We start from the raw sequence: 20119 nt of genomic DNA, 5'->3' as shown, positions 1-20119 counted from the left end.
GTGGGCAGGCACAGTGCCCGACGGGGCAATAAGAGCAGGTTACAGCAAATGGGGGTTCATGCGTTTGTAATCACGCAACGATTTGCGTGCGCGTTCAACATCATTGTACAAGCGCATTCGATCGTCTTTGTTGCCAGTCCCATTAGGGTTTTCTCTAACGAACTGGCGTTTTGCTTCCTCGGCCTCAACAATGGCCTGTTCAAGCTCTTCCAGCTTCTGATCCATAGTTCCCTCGTTGTCCCACGATGACCGCAATGCCAGCCAGTCAAAGATTCCTGTGTGTGAGTTTCATGACGGATTGAAAGAGGTAAGATGACACGCCATCGTTACGTCACTCACACACGTAATGCTAGTTGACCCGCATGACAATTGCTACTGCATGCGCTGATTTGTCACTGATCTACAGGGTTTCTTACCGTATTGATCCTACGCTGTATTCGTTTTGTCAGATTGTTTTGACAAGGCGATGGAAGTACGACACGGAGCGGGTGCTATTGAAGCGATTTTTGTGATGGAATTCAAATCAATAGCCGAAATAGAACAGTGGTAGATTAGATTTTTATGGTTTTTATACAGAACCCGCCGGATTTTGGGCCTTTTGCGCTGTAGCAGCAGGCTTACAAGCTGTATCGGAACAGTGTGTTCTATTGGTGGGCGACGGGTCGCCTTTCACCGGCGGGTCTGAGACCCTTGCTGCATTTCTTGCTGTGGATGCCTCAGTGTGCCATTGAGCCGGAGCGTCCAATCCACTTTTACCGGAGTTTTGTTATGTCCCGATCACTCATTCAACAGTTACCGGATGCCCTGGCCGACCTGAAAGCGCAAGGGCTCTATAAAACCGAGCGCATAATTGAATCCCCTCAGGGCGCGCGGGTGACAACCGGCAATGGCGAAGTGCTGAACCTCTGTGCCAACAACTATCTCGGGCTGGCCAATAGCCCTGAACTGATCGCGGCAGCTAAGCAGGGGCTGGATGATTTCGGCTTCGGAGTTGCCTCTGTCCGGTTTATTTGTGGAACGCAAAGCGTGCACAAGGCACTTGAACAGCGCCTGAGTGATTTTCTTGGGATGGAAGACACGATTCTGTATTCCAGTTGCTTCGATGCCAATACTGGCTTGTTTGAAACCCTGTTGAACGATCAGGACGCCATTATTTCCGATGCGCTCAACCATGCGTCTATAATCGATGGCGTCCGCTTGTGTAAGGCACGACGGTTTCGCTACAGCAATAACAATTTGTCGGAACTCGAGCATTGTCTGCAACAGAGCGAGTCGGCACGTTACCGTCTGATCGTAACGGACGGTGTGTTTTCGATGGACGGTGTGGTCGCCCACCTGAAAGGTATCTGTGATCTGGCAGAGCGCTATGATGCCCTGGTGATGGTCGACGACAGCCATGCGGTAGGTTTTATGGGCGAACACGGGCGCGGTACTCCGGAGTTCCATGGGGTGATGGATCGCGTCGACATACTGACTGGAACCCTAGGCAAAGCCCTGGGCGGCGCCAGTGGTGGTTATACGGCAGCGGCCAAACCCATTGTCGACTGGTTACGCCAACGCTCACGCCCTTATCTTTTTTCCAATTCTTTGTCGCCCAGCATCGCGGCGGCGAGCCTGAAAGTACTGGACTTGATCGAACAGGGCAGTGACCTGCGCCGGCAATTGTGGGACAACACCCAGTATTTCCGGGAGCAAATGGAAGCTGCAGGCTTTTCACTCGCCGGTGCGGATCATCCCATTATTCCTGTGATGGTTGGCGATGCATCCGTCGCCAGCACCATGGCAGACAAGCTGTTGCAGCGCGGTGTTTATGTGACCGGTTTCAGTTACCCTGTTGTGCCGAAAGGCGAGGCGCGTATTCGCACTCAGATGAGTGCCGGGCTTACCCGGGCGCAGCTGGATGAAGCCATTGCTGCCTTCACCGATGTCGGTCGCGAACTGGCGCTTATTTAAGGAGTCCTCTCTATGAAAGCCCTTGCCAAATTGTATCCCGAGGCCGGGATCTGGATGACTGAGGTTGATGAACCCGAGGTCGGTCATAACGATTTGCTGATTCGCATTCGTAAAACGGCGATCTGCGGAACCGATGTGCATATCTATAACTGGGATCAGTGGTCGCAGAACACCGTGCCGCTTGGCCTGGTAACTGGCCATGAGTACGTTGGAGAAGTCGTGGCCATGGGCGAGGAAGTCACCGGCTTTGCCTTGGGCGACCGGGTCAGTGGCGAAGGTCACATTACGTGCGGGTATTGCCGCAACTGCCGCGCCGGTCGGCGCCATTTGTGCCGCAACACGGTAGGCGTTGGTGTTAACCGGGCCGGAGCATTCGCCGAGTATCTGGTGATTCCTGCCTTCAATGCCTTTAAGTTGCCCGATGATGTCAGCGACGAGCTGGCTGCCATTTTTGATCCGTTTGGCAACGCGGTTCATACCGCCCTGAGCTTTAATCTGGTGGCGGAAGACGTGCTGATAACCGGTGCCGGCCCTATTGGTATGATGGCCGCAGCGGTCGCACGTCATGTCGGCGCCCGGAATATTGTCATCACAGACGTCAATGATTTTCGATTGGAACTGGCAGAGCGCATGGGTGCTACCCGCACGGTCAATGTGGCCAGTGAGAATCTCAGTGACGTCATGAAAAGCCTGGGTATGACCGAAGGTTTTGATGTGGGGCTGGAAATGTCTGGGGTACCCAGTGCTTTTCGGTCCATGCTGGCGTCGATGAATCACGGTGGCAAGGTCGCTCTGTTGGGTATTCCCGGTGAAGAGATGGCGATTGACTGGAGCCAGGTGATTTTCAAGGGGCTTGAGTTGAAAGGCATATACGGCCGGGAAATGTTCGAGACCTGGTACAAGATGGCCGGTCTGATTCAATCGGGTCTGGACTTGAAACCGATGATTACCCACACCTTGCCGGTCGCCGATTTTCAGGAAGGCTTTGATATTATGCGCAGTGGTCAATCCGGCAAGGTGATCCTGGACTGGGTATGAACACGACGCTGTTTCTGAATGCCTTTACCAGTTATTTCGTGGTGATCGACCCGATTGGCGCTGCGCTGATTTTTTATTCACTGACGTTGGGTCGAACGTTTCGCCAGCGTCTTCGAGTCATTCTGAAAGCAACCGGCATTGCCGCAGCGGTAATTCTGATGTTCGCCTTGGTGGGTGAAGGGCTGTTGACCACGCTCGGCATCAGTATGGATGCGTTGCGGGTGGCCGGGGGTATTCTGTTGTTCAATACCGCCTTCAGAATGATTACGTCGGCTCCGCTGCCCGACAAACCAACCGATCGCAGCGTGGGTGATATCGCGGTCTATCCGCTGGCCATCCCGCTCATGGCCGGGCCGGGTACACTGACGATTACGGTGCTATTAATGGCCGATGCGGATTCTCCGGCCAATCAGGGGTGGGTGATCGCAGCGGTGATTTCGGTATTGCTGGTGACCCTGGCTGCAGGCTTGCTGGCCAGCCAGATCCGTAAGGTGATTGGCAAAACCGGTGATGAAATCATTCAGCGTTTGCTTGGTGTGATTCTGGCGGCGCTGGCGATTCAGTTCGTCGCCAATGGCGCCAATGGCTTGTTTTAATGTAAGTTCCGATTTCGGGCCGACTAAGTGGCATGGGCCCGCGGCGGCCACCGGGTATGCCCCTGTGGGGTCGGCGTAAATCCATCCATGGAGCCTAGGCCGCAGCATCCCTGCTGCGGACTACCCCACAGGGGCATACCCGGCACCCGCCGCTAATTATTCGCACCTAACTCCTGAATCTGGGTTTCAGTTAAAAGTCCGTTCCCAAAGAAATGAGAGGACCAATACCATACTGGTAACCCATGCCCAGCGTGAACTCACCCAGGCTGAACAGAGCGCTGACGCCAGGCACGAGCTCAAACTCAGCCCGTTCGTTGGCGCAATAGGCATAGTTGGTGACATTGGACTGTTCTATGTCGCAGCGAGTTGAGGCGAGAAAGCCCAGTGAGGTGTAGAAGGCAATGCGGTCATTGGGGGCATAGCCTTTCAGGATGGACAGGTGCAACGGGAAACCGACCACGGCGTTGTTTTGTACCCGGGTGGTGTCGTTGTGTGGTGGGTCGTAATGGTTGACGGTGCCGTTATAGTCAGATCGCAGTACCAGGCCCAGTTCAGCTCCCCAGGTATCGGCCATAAAACCGACGCCCACATAGGGCGACTCGAAATAGCCTTGCTGGCCGCCGTACGATATCCAGACAAAGTCATCCCTGGCCAGCGCAGAACTGGCCGCTGCCACTAGAAAGGCAATCAGGAGTGCTTGCCGGTATCCGGTTTGGTGCTGCATCTATATGGCTCCGGGAATAAAGGGGTTGTTCGTGGCTGATGGCAAAATAAGACGTCTGATTCAGTATAGCGGCTTCAGTATCCGCCTGTTTCATGAACCCCAACTGAACTCTTGTTCGCATGGTCGTGTTAGGCCTTCATTCCTGATGCTGTGACGCAACTCACACCGATAATCATTATTTTACCGACGTTTACCTGTTCCACATCAGGCTTTACCTGCCCCTGCTTGTTTGTACCCTGGCTTGCTTTAGCATCGTTCGCACGCTTTACCAGCCAACAAGGGGTTTTTCTCTATGACAAGCCAGACAATTGACCTGAGTTTAACACCTGACGAATTTCAGGCACTGAATAAGCCATCTGACACGCTGGAGCAGGCACCTTCGATAGCCCCTGGCGTGTCTCAGTCACTGCACCCCCTTGGCTTTACGGCATTGAGTCATCTGGGCAAGCAACTGATGGTCCGGGTGTTTACCCTGCTGTTTTATAGCCTGTCTGCACTGCTGGTGATCAGCGGGGTGTTTCAGTTCTTCACGGATGTCATTGCCGGCGAGCGCGGCTTTATGTCGATCACAGTAAGCGTCGTCAATTCTTTGATTATCGGTCTTGCCATGTTTGAACTTGGCGCTGGCATCAGTAAAGAGTACACCGAGTCTGATCAGGAAGAGAACGTCTTCACCAACATACGGCGAACCATAACCCGTTTCTTGGGCACAGTGTGCATCGCCCTGGTGCTTGAATCGCTGATCATGATTATCAAATACAGTCAGCTCGATTTGGCCGGTAATCTGTTCTATCCCGTGGCTATTTTGGTTGGTGCCTCTGTTCTACTGATCTCCCTCGGCGGTTTTTTGGCCTTAACCCGGGGCCACACTCAATGACCGGCCTCTGCGCATGGCTCATGCTACAGGGGTAATGCCGTCGTGTATTTCAGTTGCTCCATGGCGAAACTGCTGCTCACATCGGCCAGTTTGACCCGGCTGACCAGTCGCTTGTAGAAGCGGTCGTAGGCGGCGATGTCTGCGACCACCACCCTGAGCAGATAGTCGACATCTCCGCTCATTCGGTAGGCTTCCATCACTTCCGGCATGGCTTGTACCGCTTCGGTGAAATCCGTCAGCCAGGTGTCGTTGTGTTCACGGGTGCGGATAAAGACGAACACATCGACGCCCAGTGCCAGCGGTTGCCGGTTGAGCAAAGCCACCCGCCGGCGAATGTAACCCTGTTCCTCCAATGCCTGAATGCGCCGCCAGCAGGGGCTGGTGGTCAGATTGACCTTCTCGGCAATGGCCTGCACCGACAGCGTTGCATCGTTCTGCAACAGGTTTAAGATGGCTTTATCGATGTTGTCGGGCAATTTATTCCTCCACTTTATTCAATGTTGAAAATATTTGCCCTAAAATAGCCTATTTATCGAAAAAAATGAAATCCATTGCGTGTGCTTAAACGTCACACTGATAGCCTGATGAATCAGTGGACAATCCGATGACCGAAGCCATTGCCCGACCCCAAACACCCTCACCCGACTGGATGCGCCTGCGAGCCAACACCCTGGCGATAGCGGGCAATCGCCTTTATGCAGACTGGACGGCCAGTGGGCGACTTTATCGGCCGATCGAACGACGTTTGCTTGATATTGCCGGGCCAATGATGGCTAACACCCATACCGAAGACAGCCTGACCGGGCAGTTCATGACCCGGGCGCTGGATGAAGCGCACCAGATTATGCGTCACCATGTTAATGCCTCCAGTGACGATGTGGTGCTGTTTGCCGGTACCGGCATGACCGGCGCGCTGGCGAAACTGGTCAGAATGCTGGGGCTCTGGGTTCATGAATCCCACCGTGAATCGGTGTTGGCGACCCTGACGCATCGACCGCGCGTCTATGTGACACACATGGAACATCACAGTAATCACACTCTGTGGCTGGAAACCCTGGCTGAGGTCGTGATCATTCCGCCAACGCCCCGTGGTGAAGTCGATTTGAACTGGCTGGCCGAATCATTGCGCCAGTTGCCTGACGGACAGCCGGTAATGGCCTCCGTGACGGCCGCCAGCAACGTAACCGGTGTGTCGGCACCCTATCGGGCCATCGCCCGACTGGTGCATCAGGCGGGAGGTCACTGTTTTGTCGATTTTGCCTGTGCAGCGCCTTACGTCGACATCGACATGCACCCGGTGGACGATGAGCCATTGGATGCGGTGTTTTTTTCACCGCACAAGTTTTTGGGCGGGCCCGGAGCCAGCGGAGTACTGGTGTTCAATGCCAGTTTGTATCAGAACCGGGTACCGGAACAGCCGGGTGGCGGCACGGTGGTCTGGACGAACCCCTGGGGAGAGCACCGTTTTATTCAGGACATTGCGACGCGGGAATCCGGTGGTACACCGGGTATTTTGCAGAGTCTGAAGGCCGCAATGGCAGCGCAGTTGAAAGACGAGATTGGCGTGCAAGCGATTCGCCAGCGCGAGTCTGTATTGAATGAGTATTTTTTACAGGGCCTGGATCGCATAGCCGGCATCCAGTGCCTGGCACGGGATCAGGCTGACCGGCTCAGCGTGTTTTCAGTGGTCATCGAGGGTCTGCACTACCAGCAAGCGGTTCAGCGGTTAAGCCATGAGTATGGAATAGAAGCGAGGGGAGGCTGTGCCTGCGCGGGCACATACGGGCACTACTTACTGGGCATTGATCGTGAGACGAGTCAGGCTATTACCGGCCAGCTCGACCGGGGTGAACTGGCCGCCAAGCCTGGCTGGGTTCGACTGAGCTTTCACCCGATGATGACGACAGAGGACCTCGACCGGATTCTGGCTGCACTGGCCGCTCTGGCGAGCGGCGCGACTTCATCGGGCTCATCCGAGCCGGTTGAGACTGACTTGCTTTGGGGTAACTGGATCGGTTGAGCCCGTTCAGACGTTTAAGCCAGCGCTCTAATCTGGTCGCGCAGACTGAGGGCTTCAGCCCGCGCGGCATCTGCAAAATCAGTGCCCTGGCTGGCATACAGAATACTGCGCGAGGCATTGATCATCAGGCCGCGTCCCGGTGAGGTTTGTCCGTTGCGTACCGTTCCCTGTAGATCACCGCCCTGAGCACCAATGCCGGGCACCAGAAATGGCAAGTCAGGTGCTGCCGCTCGGATGCGAGCCATCTCCTCGGGGGCTGTGGCGCCCACTACGAGGGCAATATTTCCATGGGTATTCCAATGCTGCTGGGCTCGTCGCGCAACGTGAATGTACAGCGGTTCGCCGTCGATCAGCAGGTTCTGGAATTCAGCTGCAGAGGGGTTGGAGGTGCGGCACAGCAGGATAACGCCTTTATCGGCATGCTCGGCAAAAGGTAGCACGGTATCGGAACCCATGTAGGGGTTTACCGTGACGGCATCAGCACCATAGTGTTCAAAGGCCTCGCGCGCGTACATAGCGGCTGTGGAGCCAATGTCGCCCCGTTTGGAGTCCAGTATGACCGGAACGTCCGGATACCTGGTTTTAATATAGGCGATGCTGGCGGTTAGTTGCGTCTCGGCCTGTACAGCGGCAAAGTGCGCAAACTGCGGCTTGTAACAGCAGGCCAGGTCGGCTGTCGCGTCGATGATGGCCTTGTTGAACGCCAAAATACCTTCCGCTTGCTGTTGGAACGGGGCAGGCATTTTTTCAACGAAAGGGTCAAGCCCGATGCAAACCTGTGTGCCCTGATCCCAGCGCCGGGCAATGGCGTTCATGAAGGTCACTGTGGTCTTCTCCTTGTGAAGGCCCTGGACTGATGAGGGCTCAAAGTGATTTGAAATAAACTTTCGAATTGCGCTGAAAGTTGTACAGGCTTTGCCGTTCCGGCGGTAAATCGGCCACCGGTGTGGACTCGAAGCCGCGTTCGGCAAACCAGTGAGCGGTTTGAGTAGTCAGTACAAACAACCGTTCCACACTGTGTTCGCGGGCGCGTTTTTCCAGGGCTCGCAGCAGAGCATCGCCGCGCCCGGACTGACGGTAATCCTGGTGCACAGCCACGCAGGCTAACTCAGCAACCTGAGGGTGAGTGTCGGGAATCAGATAGAGAGCAGCACAGCCGACAATCATGCCGTCGCGCTCATTGACGTGGAAATGAGAGATCTCATTCTCGAGTTTTTCTCGATCCCGGCGCACCAGAATGCCGCGTTCTTCCAGTGGTTGCAGCAAGGCAAGAATGCCATTGATGTCATCGGGCCGGGCCGGGCGAAAGGTATCGTAACGGTCGCGGGCGATGAGCGTGCCAACGCCGTCGCGGGTGAACAGTTCAGCCAGCAGGGCGCCATCCTGATGGCCGTCGATCACGTGGCAGCGGGGAATACCCGCTTCGCTGGCCGCCAGCGCCGTCAGCAATTCCCGCTCTCCGGCGGCGAGTCCGGTCTTCCCGTCGAGGCACTGGCGTAATTCGAAAGCATCCATTTCTTTCTGGTTGCCCGTAACCGGATGAGGGTTATCACCCACGATGACGATCTTATCGGCGTCCATCCGGCGCGCGGTTTCGACCATGAGATGATCCGGCGCCAGATAAAATACCTCGCCCGTTACCGAATACCCCAGTGGCGGCATCAGCACAATATTGCCTTTGTCGAGATGCTCACGAATGGCCAGGTGGTCGATGCGCCGGACCCGGCCCTGGGCCAGCAAATCGACACCGTCGACAACCCCGGTGGGGCGGGCAGTGACAAAGTTTCCGCTGATGACTCTGACCCGTGCGCCGTGCATGGGCGAATTAGCCAGGCCCTGGGTAAACTGAGCTTCCAGCCGGCTGCGCCAATGCCCGATTCGATTGAGTATGGCGTCCATGGCGTCGCTGTCGATCTGGGCGTGTTCGTCCAGGCGCAATTCACCCACTTCGTCTTCGGCATCAAATAACAGCAGCAGTTTCATGCCCAGACTGTTGAGCAGAGCCAGGTCACTGACCAGAGCATGCACTGACGAAGGGCTGAGTACTGTGCCGCGCACCCAGACAACCGCCGTTTTACCCCGGTAGGCATGAATGTAGGGTGCACTGTTGCGAAAAATACGAACAAAGTCGGTCAAGGCGGCTCTCCTTAGTTGCCGCCATGATACCGGATAAGGCCTGTCGGGCTCTACCGCCAGATACCGTCGGTTTTCACATCACCCTTGAATAGCGTTGCCGGTTGTCTGTGCTCAGATAGGCATCGAAGACCATTAGGATGGGACGCAATAGCAACCTGCCCAGGGCCGTGACGGTTATGTGGTGTTGCTTCAACCGAACCAACCCGTCCTGCTCCAGTTCAAGCAATTGCTGCCATTCACGCTTAAAATCCTGATTTGCATCCAGACCAAAGCGTTTGGCGACTGCTCCCAGATCAATCTGTCCCTGACAAGCCAGTTGATTGATGATGTCACGTCGCATCTGATCATCCCGGGTTAAAAAATAGCCGCGTTGGACCGGTAGAGTTCCTTGCTTGAGTGCCGCATAAAAGGGATCGAGCTGACTGTGGTTTTGGATGAAAGCACCCTGTACCTGGCTGATCCCCGAGACACCGAGCGCCAGCATGTCGGTTTCGGCCTGAGTCGAATAACCCTGAAAGTTGCGTTGCAGACTGCCATCGGCCAATGCGCTGACCAGCCGGTCATCGCGTTTGGCGAAATGGTCCATACCGATGTAGACATAACCGGCTTTCTGCAAGGTGATGATGCAGTGCTGCAGGATGCGCAATTTCTCGTCGGCCGCTGGCAAGCTGTCGCTGCTGATTCGCCGCTGCGCGACGAAACGATCTGGCAAGTGCGCGTAGTTGTAAAGGCTGATGCGGTCCGGCGCCAGCTCAAGTACCTCATCGAGTGTTGCGTCGAAGCGATTCACCGTCTGGTAAGGCAGGCCATAGATAAGGTCGAAGCTGATTGACTCAAATGCCAGGTGTCTAGCTTGCTGTACCAGAGGTTCGACCACCGACTTCGGTTGGATCCGGTGGATGGCGACCTGGGTCTGGTGGTTGAAATCCTGAATGCCGAAGCTGAGTCGGTTAAAGCCGCGCTGATGCAGCAGTTCCAGCATGTCGGCTGAGGTTTCCCGGGGATCCAGCTCGATAGAGTATTCACCCGGGAAGTGGGCTGGGTTCCAGTCGAAATAGATCGATAACCGGTCCAGCAGTTGCCGCATTTGGTCAACGGTCAGAAAAGTTGGCGTGCCGCCGCCAAGATGCAATTGGGTGATCGGGCGTTGACCGAAGTTGTGTGACATCAACGCCATTTCTCGCTCCAGCCAGGCAAGGTATTCATCGCCCCGGCTACGACTTTTAGCAGCCACTTTGTTGCACCCACAGTAGTAACAAAGGTGGCGGCAAAAAGGGATGTGCACGTATAGCGACAAGGGTGCCTCTGAGGCTGCCTGCCGGTGATAGTGCTCGCTGGCCACGGCCGCGCTGATGTCGTGAAACTGCGCTGCGGTCGGGTAGGAGGTGTAGCGTGGTCCCTGAACGTTGTACTTCTCGATCAGGTCTGCATCCCACTGAATGGACTGGGCGTTGAAAGCCGACATGGCATGAGCTCGCTATACTGGAAGTGGTCAGCGTGCAAGCTTAAGTCATCGGCTAGAGTGAAGGCTGATCTGTGTCAAAACAGACGCGGAAAGCTGAGCTTATGGCAGTCATCGGTTCTGCTGAACTGCCCTGTCCGGGTACCCCTGTCAACATTCAGAGGATTTCAACAGGATGCCACAGAGGCTCCGTGCATTGGGCAGGCGCTAAGCCGGTTGCTGAAAAAACTCGCGTGAGCCGTAAACAACCATCGTCTTGCCTTTAACGCTGACCAGACCTTGCTCTTCCAGATTTTTCAGCACCCGACCCACCATTTCGCGTGAGCAGCCGACAATGCGTCCGATTTCCTGACGGGTAATCTTGATCTGCATGCCTTCGGGGTGAGTCATGGCGTCTGGCTGCTTGCACAGATCGAGCAGGGTTCTCGCTACCCGGCCGGTGACGTCGAGGAATGCCAGGTCGCCTACTTTACGGGTCGTGGCGCGTAAGCGGGTGGCCATCTGTTCGCCAATAAAGTACAGAATACGGGCGTCGTTTTGAGTGATTTCCCGGAATTTGGTGTAGGAAATTTCTGCCACTTCGCACTCGGTCTTGGTTTTAACCCAGGCTGATCGTGAATCCATGGCGTCGAACAGGCCCAGTTCACCGAAAAAATCACCGGCATTGAGATACGCCATGATCATTTCGCGGCCGTCATCATCTTCGATAATGACTGACACGGTGCCTTTGATGATGTAATACAGGGAGTCGCTTTTGTCTCCGGCGTATATCAGGGTGGTTTTCGAAGGGTAGCGACGGCGGTGGCATTGCGACAGAAAGTAGTCGAGATGCGTGTGTTCGAGTGACTGATTAACCATGATCTCTGCTTTCCAGTGTAGCGTCTACGGCCGGGGTATCACTGCCTGATCAGCCCCGGGGCTCCATGTTGTTTGTTCGGTCCAACAGCTGTGCGACGAACGCGACAAAAGACCGGCTCCCTCAACCTGTATCAGGTTAACGGGTAACCCGTCTGCGAGTATAGACCGAATCGTGAATTCGGGCACAGATTGTCTGTGCGCAGTGTGCAAACACTGCTCGCGCATTATGGGATATACAATCAAGTCTGGCTATGGGTTGTGCCTATTTGTATGACTTACGTCCCGTTTTTGCCGGGTCATCAATGCAAAACAGGCGTGAAGGCCGCATTTCGCTCCCCGGTTCGGCTTTAAATCAGACTGTGCTAGGCTTCGCGCCTGACACACAGCTGCGGCTGTATTGAAAAAGAACCAGTCCCGAACAATCGGGTGCCAGGGGAGTGATAGAAGCGTGAAAGCAACGGTTGCATGGGCAGGTGGCAAAGCCTTTTCCTACGAATCAGAATCAGGTCATACGGGCTTTATGGACGGAGCGGCCAAAGATGGCCCTGGCAGCAAAGGCCCAAGCCCGATGGAGCTTATTCTGAATGGCCTGGGTGGCTGCACCTCATACGATGTGGTTAATATTTTGCAAAAAAGCCGCCAGGACATTGTTAATTGTGAAGCCCGGTTGAGCGCCGAACGGGCTGACAGCGTGCCTGCGGTGTTCACCAAAATACACATTCACTTCATTGTCACCGGGCGTCAGCTCAAACCGACCCAGGTGGAACGAGCCATTGCGCTGTCTGCCGAGAAGTACTGCTCCGCCTCCCTGATGCTGGAAAAAGGGGGGGTTGAGATCACCCATGATTTTGAATTGGTTGAAGCCGACTGATACTGACGGATGACTGAGCCTCCCTGGCTCTGATTAGTTGACCATAGGCAGTATATACCTGCTGTCGACATTCGATAAAAAAAAGCTGGGCTCATCCGGGGGTGATCCGCATAATACGCCCCCGCTCAAGCGCAGCCAGGCTGCGCTGTGCCCCGCGGAGTTCGATGACAGGCTCATCGAACTTCTAGAGATCGCCAACAAGGGGACCTACTCAGATGAACGACGAGTTGCGTTTACACGGGTTCAACAACCTGACCAAATCGCTCAGTTTTAACATTTACGACATTAACTATGCGAAAACCGAGCAGCAACAAAACGAGTACATCGCCTATATTGACGAAATGTACAATGCCGATCGGTTGACCGAGATTCTGACTCAGGTGACCGATATCATCGGTGCCAATATCCTGAACGTAGCCCGTCAGGATTACGAGCCTCACGGTGCCAGTGTCACCATTCTGATTTCAGAGTACCCGGTTGATGGTAATGAGGATTTTTCCACGGCGACGCCGGGTCCGATGCCCAATTCGGTCGTGGGGCACCTCGATAAAAGCCACATAACGGTGCATACGTACCCGGAAAGTCACCCTGATAATGGCATTTCGACCTTTCGGGCTGACATCGATGTCAGTACCTGTGGGGTTATCTCACCGCTGAAAGCGCTGAACTTCCTGATTCACTCCTTTGACAGTGACATAGTGACAACAGACTACCGGGTGCGTGGCTTTACCCGGGATGTCGACGGGCGCAAGCACTATATTGATCATCAGATCAATTCTATTCAGAACTATCTGGCGGAAGACACCAAACAAGCCTACGAAATGATCGATGTGAATATTTACCAGGAAAACATCTTTCACACCAAGATGCTGCTGAAAGAGTTCAATATTGAAAATTACCTGTTCGGCAGTGGTGTTGATGCTTATTCAGACGTTGAACTGACCAGTATTACCGAGCGACTCTGGCGAGAAATGCAGGAAATTTTCTATTCACGCAACATGAGTAATGGCCCGGGCCCTAGCCATTCGGGCTAAATTGTTCAAACATTGAACAACTTTGCGGTAAATTTAAGCAATCGGTTCGAATAGACCGTAAAGTGTGATGAATATCGCCTATTCCTGACTGTACACCCCGGCCCGGCAAGGTAAACTGACATAAAGAATACATCATCTTCCGGGATGATGGTTTCCAGTCGGGCCGTATTATTGCCATCCAAATCGGGTGATGATTATAAAAGCTGGCTGAATTATAACTATAAGCATCAGCGAAACGGGTAGTCACATGGGTCAGGAAATCGAATTGAAGCTCAGTATTCGTCCTTCAGCGGTCGAAGCTTTCAGGTCACATCCGGTGTTGACCTCACTGTCATCTCAATCCTCTGCACTCGAAAATCAGTATTACGACTCGCCGGAACATCAGTTGACGCAGAGCGGTGTAGCATTGCGTTTGCGGTTTCAGGGAGATCATTGCGTGCAGACGCTGAAAACGCGAGGCTCGAATATAGGTGGGCTTCACCAGCGTGATGAGTGGGAAATGGACCGGCCGGATGGCGAACTTGATCTGTCACAGTTGCCAGACGGGGTGTTACCGGCCGGAATTGGCAGCCAGTTAACACCACTGTTCACCACCCGGTTTAACCGGCATCGCTGGCTGGTGCAGCACCAGGATGCTGATATCGAAGTCGTGCTGGACGAAGGTGAAGTAGCCGCAGGCTCTGACCGTCAGCCGATCAGTGAGGTAGAGCTCGAGTTGAAATCCGGCGGATTGGCGGCCCTGTTGTCTTTGGCCCATGAACTGACCCGCAGTATTCCTCTGGTTCCTTCTGATATTTCCAAGGCCGAGCGCGGTTATCGTCTGTTGAATCACGCCGCTCCGGTCAACCTGCCATTGCCAGCGATCGTTGCCCAGCAAAGCATGGAGAGTGCCTTTTGCGCGCTCTTTGGCTATGAGCTTGAACGTTTGCAGCGCCAATGGGACCTGTTCTGGATGACACAGCAATGGTCTCAGGTTCAGGCGATGCTGGTGACTTTGGGCAACATGCAGACCGAGTTTGAATGGTTCAGTGACATCCTGCCGACGCGGCACCGCCTTCAGGTTAAGGCCTGGGTGGGCTGGCTGGAGGGCGCTATCCGTCCTTTGGTGTCCTGGTGGCCAGCGTGTTTCGCGCTCAGTCAGGATGCCCGCAGTGAGCCGGAGAACATAGCCGTCAGCCTGCAACAAGCGAAAGCCATTCGCGCCCTGGTTGGCATTGAAGATCTGGCCAACAACGCAGATTTTGGTCATACCCTGATGTCGATGACGCAATGGTTGCATTTGCGCAGTTGGCGGGAAGACCAGTCCGAAGATCACAAGCGTGCCTCTGAAGTCGCCGTCAGTGATGGACTGGATCGTTCGCTGTCTACGGCCTGGCAGGCGTTTAACCCGGAGCAGTTTGCTGGCAGCACCAGTCATGCACTGGCTCAATACCCCGCCGTGCACCGGCTGCTGATGCTGTGCCAGTATTTTAACACCCTCTACAGTGAAGATTTGGATCATTACCAGGCCGAACTGCAGGCACTTGAAGACAATCTGTCGAAATTATCGGCGATGGATGTCGTCAGTCGATTGCACGAATGGCTGAATGACCTGCCTCTGGAACAGCAAGCGTCGGTTTACAGCTGGACTCGCAGTCAGCCTGTACTGTTGCGCGACATCAAGCAATTGGCCGGACGTTTGTTTGATTCCCGGGATGCTGTACTGGAGGTGTAATCTTGGCTGCAGCCACCTTGTTGCCGGGTCGGTTAGATATAGACAGCGTATTGCGGGCACTGCAGGACGATGGCCGTCTCAGTGCCGAGCAAACCGACCGGGCCCGTCGCAAGGTGCGCCCGGGCAAGGAGCACCCGCTGCAGCGACTGGCAATGCTGGAATTAACCGATTTGGCCAACCCGGCCAAAAAACTCAGCCTCAATGCGCTGACCCAGTGGCTTGCCGGGCACGTTGGATTACCCTACCGAAATATTGATCCTCTGAAAGTCGATGTGACCCGCATCACCGATGTGATGTCGTATGAGTTCGCGCGTCGTTACAATTTGCTGCCTCTGGTTATTGAAGATGAAGTGGTGGAAATCGCCACCAGTGAACCCTTGCTGACCGGCTGGGAAGACGCCATTGAACAGGTATCCCGGCGCAGCATTCGTAAGGTTGTGTCCAGTCCGGAGGATATAGATCGGTTTTCACTGGAGTTCTACGCTCTGAACCGCTCCGTGACCGGGGCGGTTGGTCGCAAGACGGCTGCGGGAATTGGTAATTTTGAACAACTGGTGGAGCTCGGCAATCTGCAGAATGTCGAGGCGAACGATGAACACATCGTCAATATTGTCGATTGGTTGTTTCAGTATGCGTTTGATCAGCGCGCCAGCGACATTCATGTAGAACCCCGCCGTGACTATGCCCATATCCGATTCCGGATCGACGGTATTTTGCATGCGGTCTATCAAATGCCGATTCAGGTAGGCCAGGCCGTGGTCAGCCGTATTAAAATTCTTGGCCGGATGAACGTTGCCGAAAAGCGCAAACCGCAAGATGGGCGGGTTAAAACCAAAACGCCCGAAGGTCAGGAGGTCGAGCTGCGATTGTCGACTTTGCCAACCGCTTTTGGCGAAAAACTGGTGATGCGGATTTTTGATCCGGAAGTACTGCAGAAAAGTTTTGCAGCACTGGGCTTGCAGGATGAAGACCTCAATAACTGGAAACAGATGATTCGTAACCCGAATGGCATCATTCTGGTGACCGGCCCAACCGGTTCGGGTAAAACGACGACCTTGTATTCGACCTTGCGGACCCTGGCAACGCCGGAAGTGAATGTCTGCACCATTGAAGACCCGATTGAGATGGTGGAGCCAGCTTTTAATCAAATGCAGATTCAACAGAACATTGATCTGAGTTTTGCCGATGGCATCCGCGCCCTGATGCGGCAGGATCCCGACATCATAATGATCGGTGAGATTCGCGATCTGGAAACCGCTCAAATGGCCGTGCAAGCTGCGCTGACGGGTCACCTGGTTCTGTCGACGGTGCATACCAACGATGCACCCACGGCCATTACCCGCCTGCTTGATCTGGGTGTCCCAAGCTACCTGATCAAGGCCACCGTCCTGGGTGCCATGGCGCAACGACTGGTGCGTACCCTGTGTCCGCACTGCAAAACCACGACCGAGGCCAGTGATGAGGTTTGGCAACAACTGGTCAAACCCTGGTCGGCGCCTAAGCCGGCGTCGTTTTATCAGCCGGTGGGGTGTCTGGAATGTCGTAATACCGGTTATCTGGGTCGGTCGGGCTTGTATGAAAGCTTCCTGATGAGCGGTGAGCTGGCGGGATTGGTGACGGATGATTGCGATCCGCAGCGGTTTCGCAAGCACGCGATAAAGCAGGGTATGCTGAGCTTGCGTTTATCCGGTGCTCGCAAAGTAGCGGCGGGCCTGACCACACCCGAAGAAGTGTTCCGGGTGACCCCGGAAGTGCGCTAAATGCGATAGACCGTCCTGGTCATTACCTTCGAAATTCCAGTCATGATCTGCTTCACCTGAGGTGGAAAATCCCGTCCGCCAGCGGCAAGGGCGTGTTCGGCATGGCGTTCTTCGTCTTCCAGCATGCGTTCGAGAATGACGGTTGAGCGTGGGTCTTGCTGGTCAATCTGGTGCAGATGGTCGCGCAGATGCGCACTGACCTGGTCTTCCGTCGCTGCCACAAACCCGAGTGACCAGGCGTCGCCAGCGATGCCAGCCGCGGCACCCATGGCATAGGATAAACCGTAAAACACGGGGTTCAAGTAGCTAGTGCGGCTGTTCAACTCGCCCAGTCGTTGCTCGCACCAGGCCAGGTGATCGAGTTCTTCATCCGCGGCTTCTTCCATGCTGGTTCGCACCCTGGCCAGTTTGGCGGTCAGTGCCTGTCCCTGGTACAGCCCCTGTGCACAGACTTCACCGGTATGATTGATTCTCATCAAACCCGCAATGTGCCGCGATTGATCCGGTTCCAGTGCCGGAGCTTCCCGGTGCCGGGCAGGGTTTGGCTCGCGCGCCTGTACAGCCCCGGGTGTCAGCGTTTTGAGGGCGTTGTCCAGATGGGTTACCAGACGATCAGAAAAAGAGAGACTTCTTGGCATGGGTGCGTTCCCGGTTGGCCTGAATATCAGGCATGGCTTGCATCAGGGTTTGTTTCAATGCCCGACCGGATACCGGCTTGGTCAGCAGATACTGTATGTTAAGCCGGCTCTCATCCAGGTCGACATGACCGACATCAACTCCGGTCAGCATGATGATGATGATGTCTTTGTTCAGACTGCTGTCCGCGCGAATCCGCTCAGCCAGCTCAATGCCGGTCATACTGGGCATGTTCTGGTCGAGTACGAGAACATCCACGGGCGTGCCTTTGTGGTATTCGTTGTGCAAGTTGGCCAGTGCCGACTGGCCGTTGCTCATGCTGAATACATCCATGCCCCAACTCATGCCCAAGTGCTCAATCACTTTGCGGCAGGTGAGGTTGTCGTCGACCACCATCAGGCGCATCTGGTCCAGATCCTGAATCGAGTAGTCGTCGACTTCAGTGGTTGCAGTGATCTCTACCAATGGCAGGTCGATCCAAAACGTTGTGCCCATGCGCAGCTCGCTGCTAAAGGTAATCTGGCCACCGAGCAAGCCGACCAAAATACGGGTGATAGGCAGGCCGAGATGCATGTCTCGAGGCGCCAACTGGTCTTCAGCTCGCACGACAGGAAAGTCGAACAGGCTGTTTTTCAGGTCTTTTGGCAAGCCCGGCCCGGTATCGGTCACACTGAAGCGAATGCGGTTGTGATGCCAGGGTTTAACCTGAATCAGAACTTCTCCGTTGTCGGTATAGTTCAGGGCATTGTCGAGCAGGTTACTCAGCACCTGCGCGATGATTTGAGCATTGCCCCGGTAGCGAGTTGGCAGCTCCGGGGTGACATCCATAACCAGTTCCAGCTGCTTGGCATGGGCGAGGCGTGAGTAGGGCTGGATGGCGTCTTCGAGCAAGTCGTACAGATCGAATTCATCCTCGCCCTCTGGCAAGCGATTCAGACCAATACGTACCAGGTTTTGCAACTGATCCGCCTGTCGCAGCAATGAGAAACCAGCCGCCTGTACGGTGTTGACGTACTCCTGCTGGTGCGCCGACAGGCTGGTGTCTTGCATCAGTTCGGTCATGCCCAGGACACCGTTGATCGGCCCGCGCATTTCATGGTTCAGCTTGCGCAACAAAGGCCAATGCAGGTTAGGCAGGTTGAGCCCGTCGACGGCGAGCCGGGAGTCACTTCTTCGAGCGACTCCGAAGGCGGCCCAGCCAAAAAACAGGGCGGCGGTGATCGCCAGGCTGTGCAGTGCAAAGGCGTTCAGGGCAATGCTCTGAATCAGCCCCAGGCTGGCGGTCATGATGACAATGAAAATAATAATCAGGTTGCCAATACCGGCCAGTAACCAGCCTTCATAAGCCGCTTTGGCATCCCGCCGGTAGAACCAGAGTGCAACGATGGTCAGCAGCAGTAGCGGAATCAGAGCCAGTAGCAAGGGACTGATGGTGCGTGACAGGGGCAGTAAGGTAACCACCGCCAATACCGCCAGCAAGCGCAGCAACCAGGTTAGGGTTTCTCGCAGCCAGCTCGGGTTGGTGTCTTTGCGGACGTCGGCCAATAGGCCGAGCATGCTCATTAATACCGTTACTCCCCCCACATTGCGTGCGTGGATATCCAGGTATCCCTGGCTCGGAATCAGAAATGACGCCAGGCCGCTCCAGCCAGCATTGATGGCGATGAAACCCAGGTTAAGCAACAGTGCCCAGATGAATGCTGCAGACCTCAGTTTGAACCAGGCGACCAGGGCAATAAGGGCCAGCACAGCCTGCACCGCGAACAGCGCAGAGTGTGTGCTGATGCTGCGGGCGATTCTGAGGGTCAGGGTGCGTTCGTCCACCACAGAAATCAGGGTGTTCAGCGGATCACCTGACTGCAGTTTGATGTACAGGTACTGGTTGCCTGGCTGAATCGGAACGGGCAATACATAGGTTCCGAGCGGTTCCGGTCGGCTGTTCAGCGGCACGCTGGCGCCTGAGCGGACACTGCTGAATGTCAGCGCGGTCGCGCTGTCGTTAAAACTGGTAAAGGCCGTCGGGTTGGTGCTCGGGTAGTATATTTCGATCAGATGGTTCGCATGGCTTTCTACAAAAAAAGCGTAGTTCCGGGTTTGACCGCCAGAGTTGTTGACCGGCACTCGTATCCAATAGGCACCGTCGAAAAGGCCGCTGCGCAACAAGGGCTGATGTAAGGGCGTGAATTGATTGGCCAGGCCTTCCTGCTGCAGCTGATAGACAGAGTATTGGTTGTCGGCGTCGAACAGATAGTCCGACCGCTCAAGAATGTTGATGTCGAGGGAACTCTGATTGAGCAATATGGGCTCATCGGCGGCTGCCAGGCTGGCCAGCAGGGTTAATGCCAGCACCAACCAGTTAACCGCGCTGGCGCTTTGGGTCAGTCGAACAGTTTTCACAAGGCAGAACTCCGGCACCAAACGTCGCTGGGCGCCAGATAAT

18 protein-coding genes are annotated in these 20119 nt (G+C 55.0%); 9 read left to right on the top strand and 9 right to left on the bottom strand.

The genetic code is table 11. The features are described 5' to 3' along the window. Positions 1-39: 39 nt before the first annotated feature. Positions 40-225 carry a hypothetical protein gene (locus G565_RS0102130; protein WP_028669495.1) on the bottom strand — a complete coding sequence of 62 codons (186 nt, stop codon included), beginning with the start codon at positions 223-225 and terminating at the stop codon, positions 40-42. Positions 226-768: 543 nt separating this feature from the next. Between G565_RS0102130 and G565_RS0102125 the strand changes: the two genes are divergently transcribed. From G565_RS0102125 to G565_RS0102115, 3 genes are read left to right on the top strand one after another with little or no spacing between them, the layout of a single operon-like run. Beyond that, a complete protein-coding gene (locus tag G565_RS0102125) occupies positions 769-1953 on the top strand; it encodes a glycine C-acetyltransferase (protein ID WP_028669494.1) in 1185 nt (394 codons plus the stop codon). A 12-nt stretch (positions 1954-1965) separates the two neighbouring features. Continuing rightward, positions 1966-2991: an L-threonine 3-dehydrogenase gene (gene tdh / locus G565_RS0102120; RefSeq protein WP_028669493.1), complete on the top strand. Its 1026-nt coding sequence runs from the start codon at positions 1966-1968 to the stop codon at positions 2989-2991. Next, entirely contained in the window at positions 2988-3587 is a 600-nt protein-coding gene (locus tag G565_RS0102115) for a MarC family protein (protein WP_028669492.1), read from the top strand. Before tdh ends, G565_RS0102115 begins: the two co-directional genes overlap by 4 nt. 190 nt (positions 3588-3777) lie before the next feature. Here G565_RS0102115 and G565_RS0102110 read toward each other — a convergent pair whose 3' ends face one another. Beyond that, positions 3778-4311, bottom strand: a complete 534-nt coding sequence (locus G565_RS0102110; RefSeq protein ID WP_028669491.1) for a hypothetical protein — start codon at positions 4309-4311, stop codon at positions 3778-3780. Positions 4312-4603: 292 nt separating this feature from the next. Here G565_RS0102110 and G565_RS0102105 point away from each other — a divergent pair, with 292 nt between their 5' ends. Further along, the gene (locus G565_RS0102105) at positions 4604-5188 is read left to right on the top strand and encodes a hypothetical protein (protein ID WP_211227111.1); all 585 of its coding nucleotides are present in this window, start codon (positions 4604-4606) and stop codon (positions 5186-5188) included. A gap of 23 nt (positions 5189-5211) precedes the next feature. Here G565_RS0102105 and G565_RS0102100 read toward each other — a convergent pair whose 3' ends face one another. Further along, positions 5212-5664: an Lrp/AsnC family transcriptional regulator gene (locus G565_RS0102100; protein ID WP_028669489.1), complete on the bottom strand. Its 453-nt coding sequence runs from the start codon at positions 5662-5664 to the stop codon at positions 5212-5214. Between the two features lie 128 nt (positions 5665-5792). On the opposite strand from G565_RS0102100, the gene G565_RS22590 reads away from it, so the two are divergent. Next, complete coding sequence (locus G565_RS22590; protein ID WP_051207161.1) at positions 5793-7208, top strand: aminotransferase class V-fold PLP-dependent enzyme; 1416 nt, start codon at positions 5793-5795, stop codon at positions 7206-7208. Between the two features lie 14 nt (positions 7209-7222). On the opposite strand, the gene pyrF is transcribed toward G565_RS22590, so the two are convergent. From pyrF to crp, 4 genes are all read right to left on the bottom strand, one after another. Next, the gene (gene pyrF / locus G565_RS0102090; RefSeq protein ID WP_211227119.1) at positions 7223-8023 is read right to left on the bottom strand and encodes an orotidine-5'-phosphate decarboxylase; all 801 of its coding nucleotides are present in this window, start codon (positions 8021-8023) and stop codon (positions 7223-7225) included. Between the two features lie 49 nt (positions 8024-8072). Beyond that, positions 8073-9344, bottom strand: a complete 1272-nt coding sequence (gene argA / locus G565_RS0102085) for an amino-acid N-acetyltransferase (RefSeq protein ID WP_028669487.1) — start codon at positions 9342-9344, stop codon at positions 8073-8075. A 73-nt stretch (positions 9345-9417) separates the two neighbouring features. Further along, entirely contained in the window at positions 9418-10809 is a 1392-nt protein-coding gene (gene hemN, locus G565_RS0102080; protein ID WP_037337217.1) for an oxygen-independent coproporphyrinogen III oxidase, read from the bottom strand. A 204-nt stretch (positions 10810-11013) separates the two neighbouring features. Beyond that, a complete protein-coding gene (gene crp, locus G565_RS0102075; RefSeq protein WP_028669485.1) occupies positions 11014-11664 on the bottom strand; it encodes a cAMP-activated global transcriptional regulator CRP in 651 nt (216 codons plus the stop codon). A gap of 448 nt (positions 11665-12112) precedes the next feature. On the opposite strand from crp, the gene G565_RS0102070 reads away from it, so the two are divergent. The 4 genes from G565_RS0102070 to tfpB all read left to right on the top strand — a co-directional run bounded on the left by G565_RS0102070 (position 12113) and on the right by tfpB (position 17043). Then, a complete protein-coding gene (locus tag G565_RS0102070) occupies positions 12113-12535 on the top strand; it encodes an OsmC family protein (RefSeq protein ID WP_028669484.1) in 423 nt (140 codons plus the stop codon). Between the two features lie 215 nt (positions 12536-12750). Next, entirely contained in the window at positions 12751-13569 is an 819-nt protein-coding gene (speD, locus tag G565_RS0102065; RefSeq protein WP_028669483.1) for an adenosylmethionine decarboxylase, read from the top strand. 247 nt (positions 13570-13816) lie between these two features. Then, positions 13817-15283 carry a CYTH domain-containing protein gene (locus tag G565_RS25700; protein WP_051207159.1) on the top strand — a complete coding sequence of 489 codons (1467 nt, stop codon included), beginning with the start codon at positions 13817-13819 and terminating at the stop codon, positions 15281-15283. Next, positions 15283-17043, top strand: a complete 1761-nt coding sequence (tfpB, locus tag G565_RS0102055) for a type IV pilus assembly ATPase TfpB (protein ID WP_028669482.1) — start codon at positions 15283-15285, stop codon at positions 17041-17043. Before G565_RS25700 ends, tfpB begins: the two co-directional genes overlap by 1 nt. Here tfpB and coq7 read toward each other — a convergent pair. After that, positions 17040-17681, bottom strand: coding sequence for a 2-polyprenyl-3-methyl-6-methoxy-1,4-benzoquinone monooxygenase (gene coq7 / locus G565_RS0102050; RefSeq protein ID WP_028669481.1), 642 nt, complete (start codon positions 17679-17681; stop codon positions 17040-17042). The two genes, tfpB and coq7, sit on opposite strands and share 4 nt — an antisense overlap. Then, positions 17656-20076, bottom strand: a complete 2421-nt coding sequence (locus G565_RS0102045) for a hybrid sensor histidine kinase/response regulator (protein ID WP_028669480.1) — start codon at positions 20074-20076, stop codon at positions 17656-17658. The genes coq7 and G565_RS0102045 overlap by 26 nt, the downstream gene beginning before the upstream one ends. Positions 20077-20119 lie beyond the last annotated feature (43 nt).

It is taken from the genome of Saccharospirillum impatiens DSM 12546 (assembly GCF_000423605.1).
Taxonomy (GTDB): domain Bacteria; phylum Pseudomonadota; class Gammaproteobacteria; order Pseudomonadales; family Natronospirillaceae; genus Saccharospirillum; species Saccharospirillum impatiens.
Note: the sequence above shows the minus strand (reverse complement) of the source record. Positions and strands in the feature narration are given on the sequence as shown.

Excerpts from the sequence above, each read along its gene's own strand:
- G565_RS25700 (WP_051207159.1), top strand. The coding sequence starts at position 13,817 with ATGGGTCAGGAAATCGAATTGAAGCTCAGTATTCGTCCTTCAGCGGTC.
- G565_RS0102125 (WP_028669494.1), top strand. The coding sequence starts at position 769 with ATGTCCCGATCACTCATTCAACAGTTACCGGATGCCCTGGCCGACCTG.
- pyrF (WP_211227119.1), bottom strand. The coding sequence starts at position 8,023 with ATGAACGCCATTGCCCGGCGCTGGGATCAGGGCACACAGGTTTGCATC.
- speD (WP_028669483.1), top strand. The coding sequence starts at position 12,751 with ATGAACGACGAGTTGCGTTTACACGGGTTCAACAACCTGACCAAATCG.
- G565_RS0102110 (WP_028669491.1), bottom strand. The coding sequence starts at position 4,311 with ATGCAGCACCAAACCGGATACCGGCAAGCACTCCTGATTGCCTTTCTA.
- hemN (WP_037337217.1), bottom strand. The coding sequence starts at position 10,809 with ATGTCGGCTTTCAACGCCCAGTCCATTCAGTGGGATGCAGACCTGATC.
- coq7 (WP_028669481.1), bottom strand. The coding sequence starts at position 17,681 with ATGCCAAGAAGTCTCTCTTTTTCTGATCGTCTGGTAACCCATCTGGAC.
- G565_RS22590 (WP_051207161.1), top strand. The coding sequence starts at position 5,793 with ATGACCGAAGCCATTGCCCGACCCCAAACACCCTCACCCGACTGGATG.
- G565_RS0102105 (WP_211227111.1), top strand. The coding sequence starts at position 4,604 with ATGACAAGCCAGACAATTGACCTGAGTTTAACACCTGACGAATTTCAG.
- G565_RS0102130 (WP_028669495.1), bottom strand. The coding sequence starts at position 225 with ATGGATCAGAAGCTGGAAGAGCTTGAACAGGCCATTGTTGAGGCCGAG.
- tdh (WP_028669493.1), top strand. The coding sequence starts at position 1,966 with ATGAAAGCCCTTGCCAAATTGTATCCCGAGGCCGGGATCTGGATGACT.
- crp (WP_028669485.1), bottom strand. The coding sequence starts at position 11,664 with ATGGTTAATCAGTCACTCGAACACACGCATCTCGACTACTTTCTGTCG.
- G565_RS0102115 (WP_028669492.1), top strand. The coding sequence starts at position 2,988 with ATGAACACGACGCTGTTTCTGAATGCCTTTACCAGTTATTTCGTGGTG.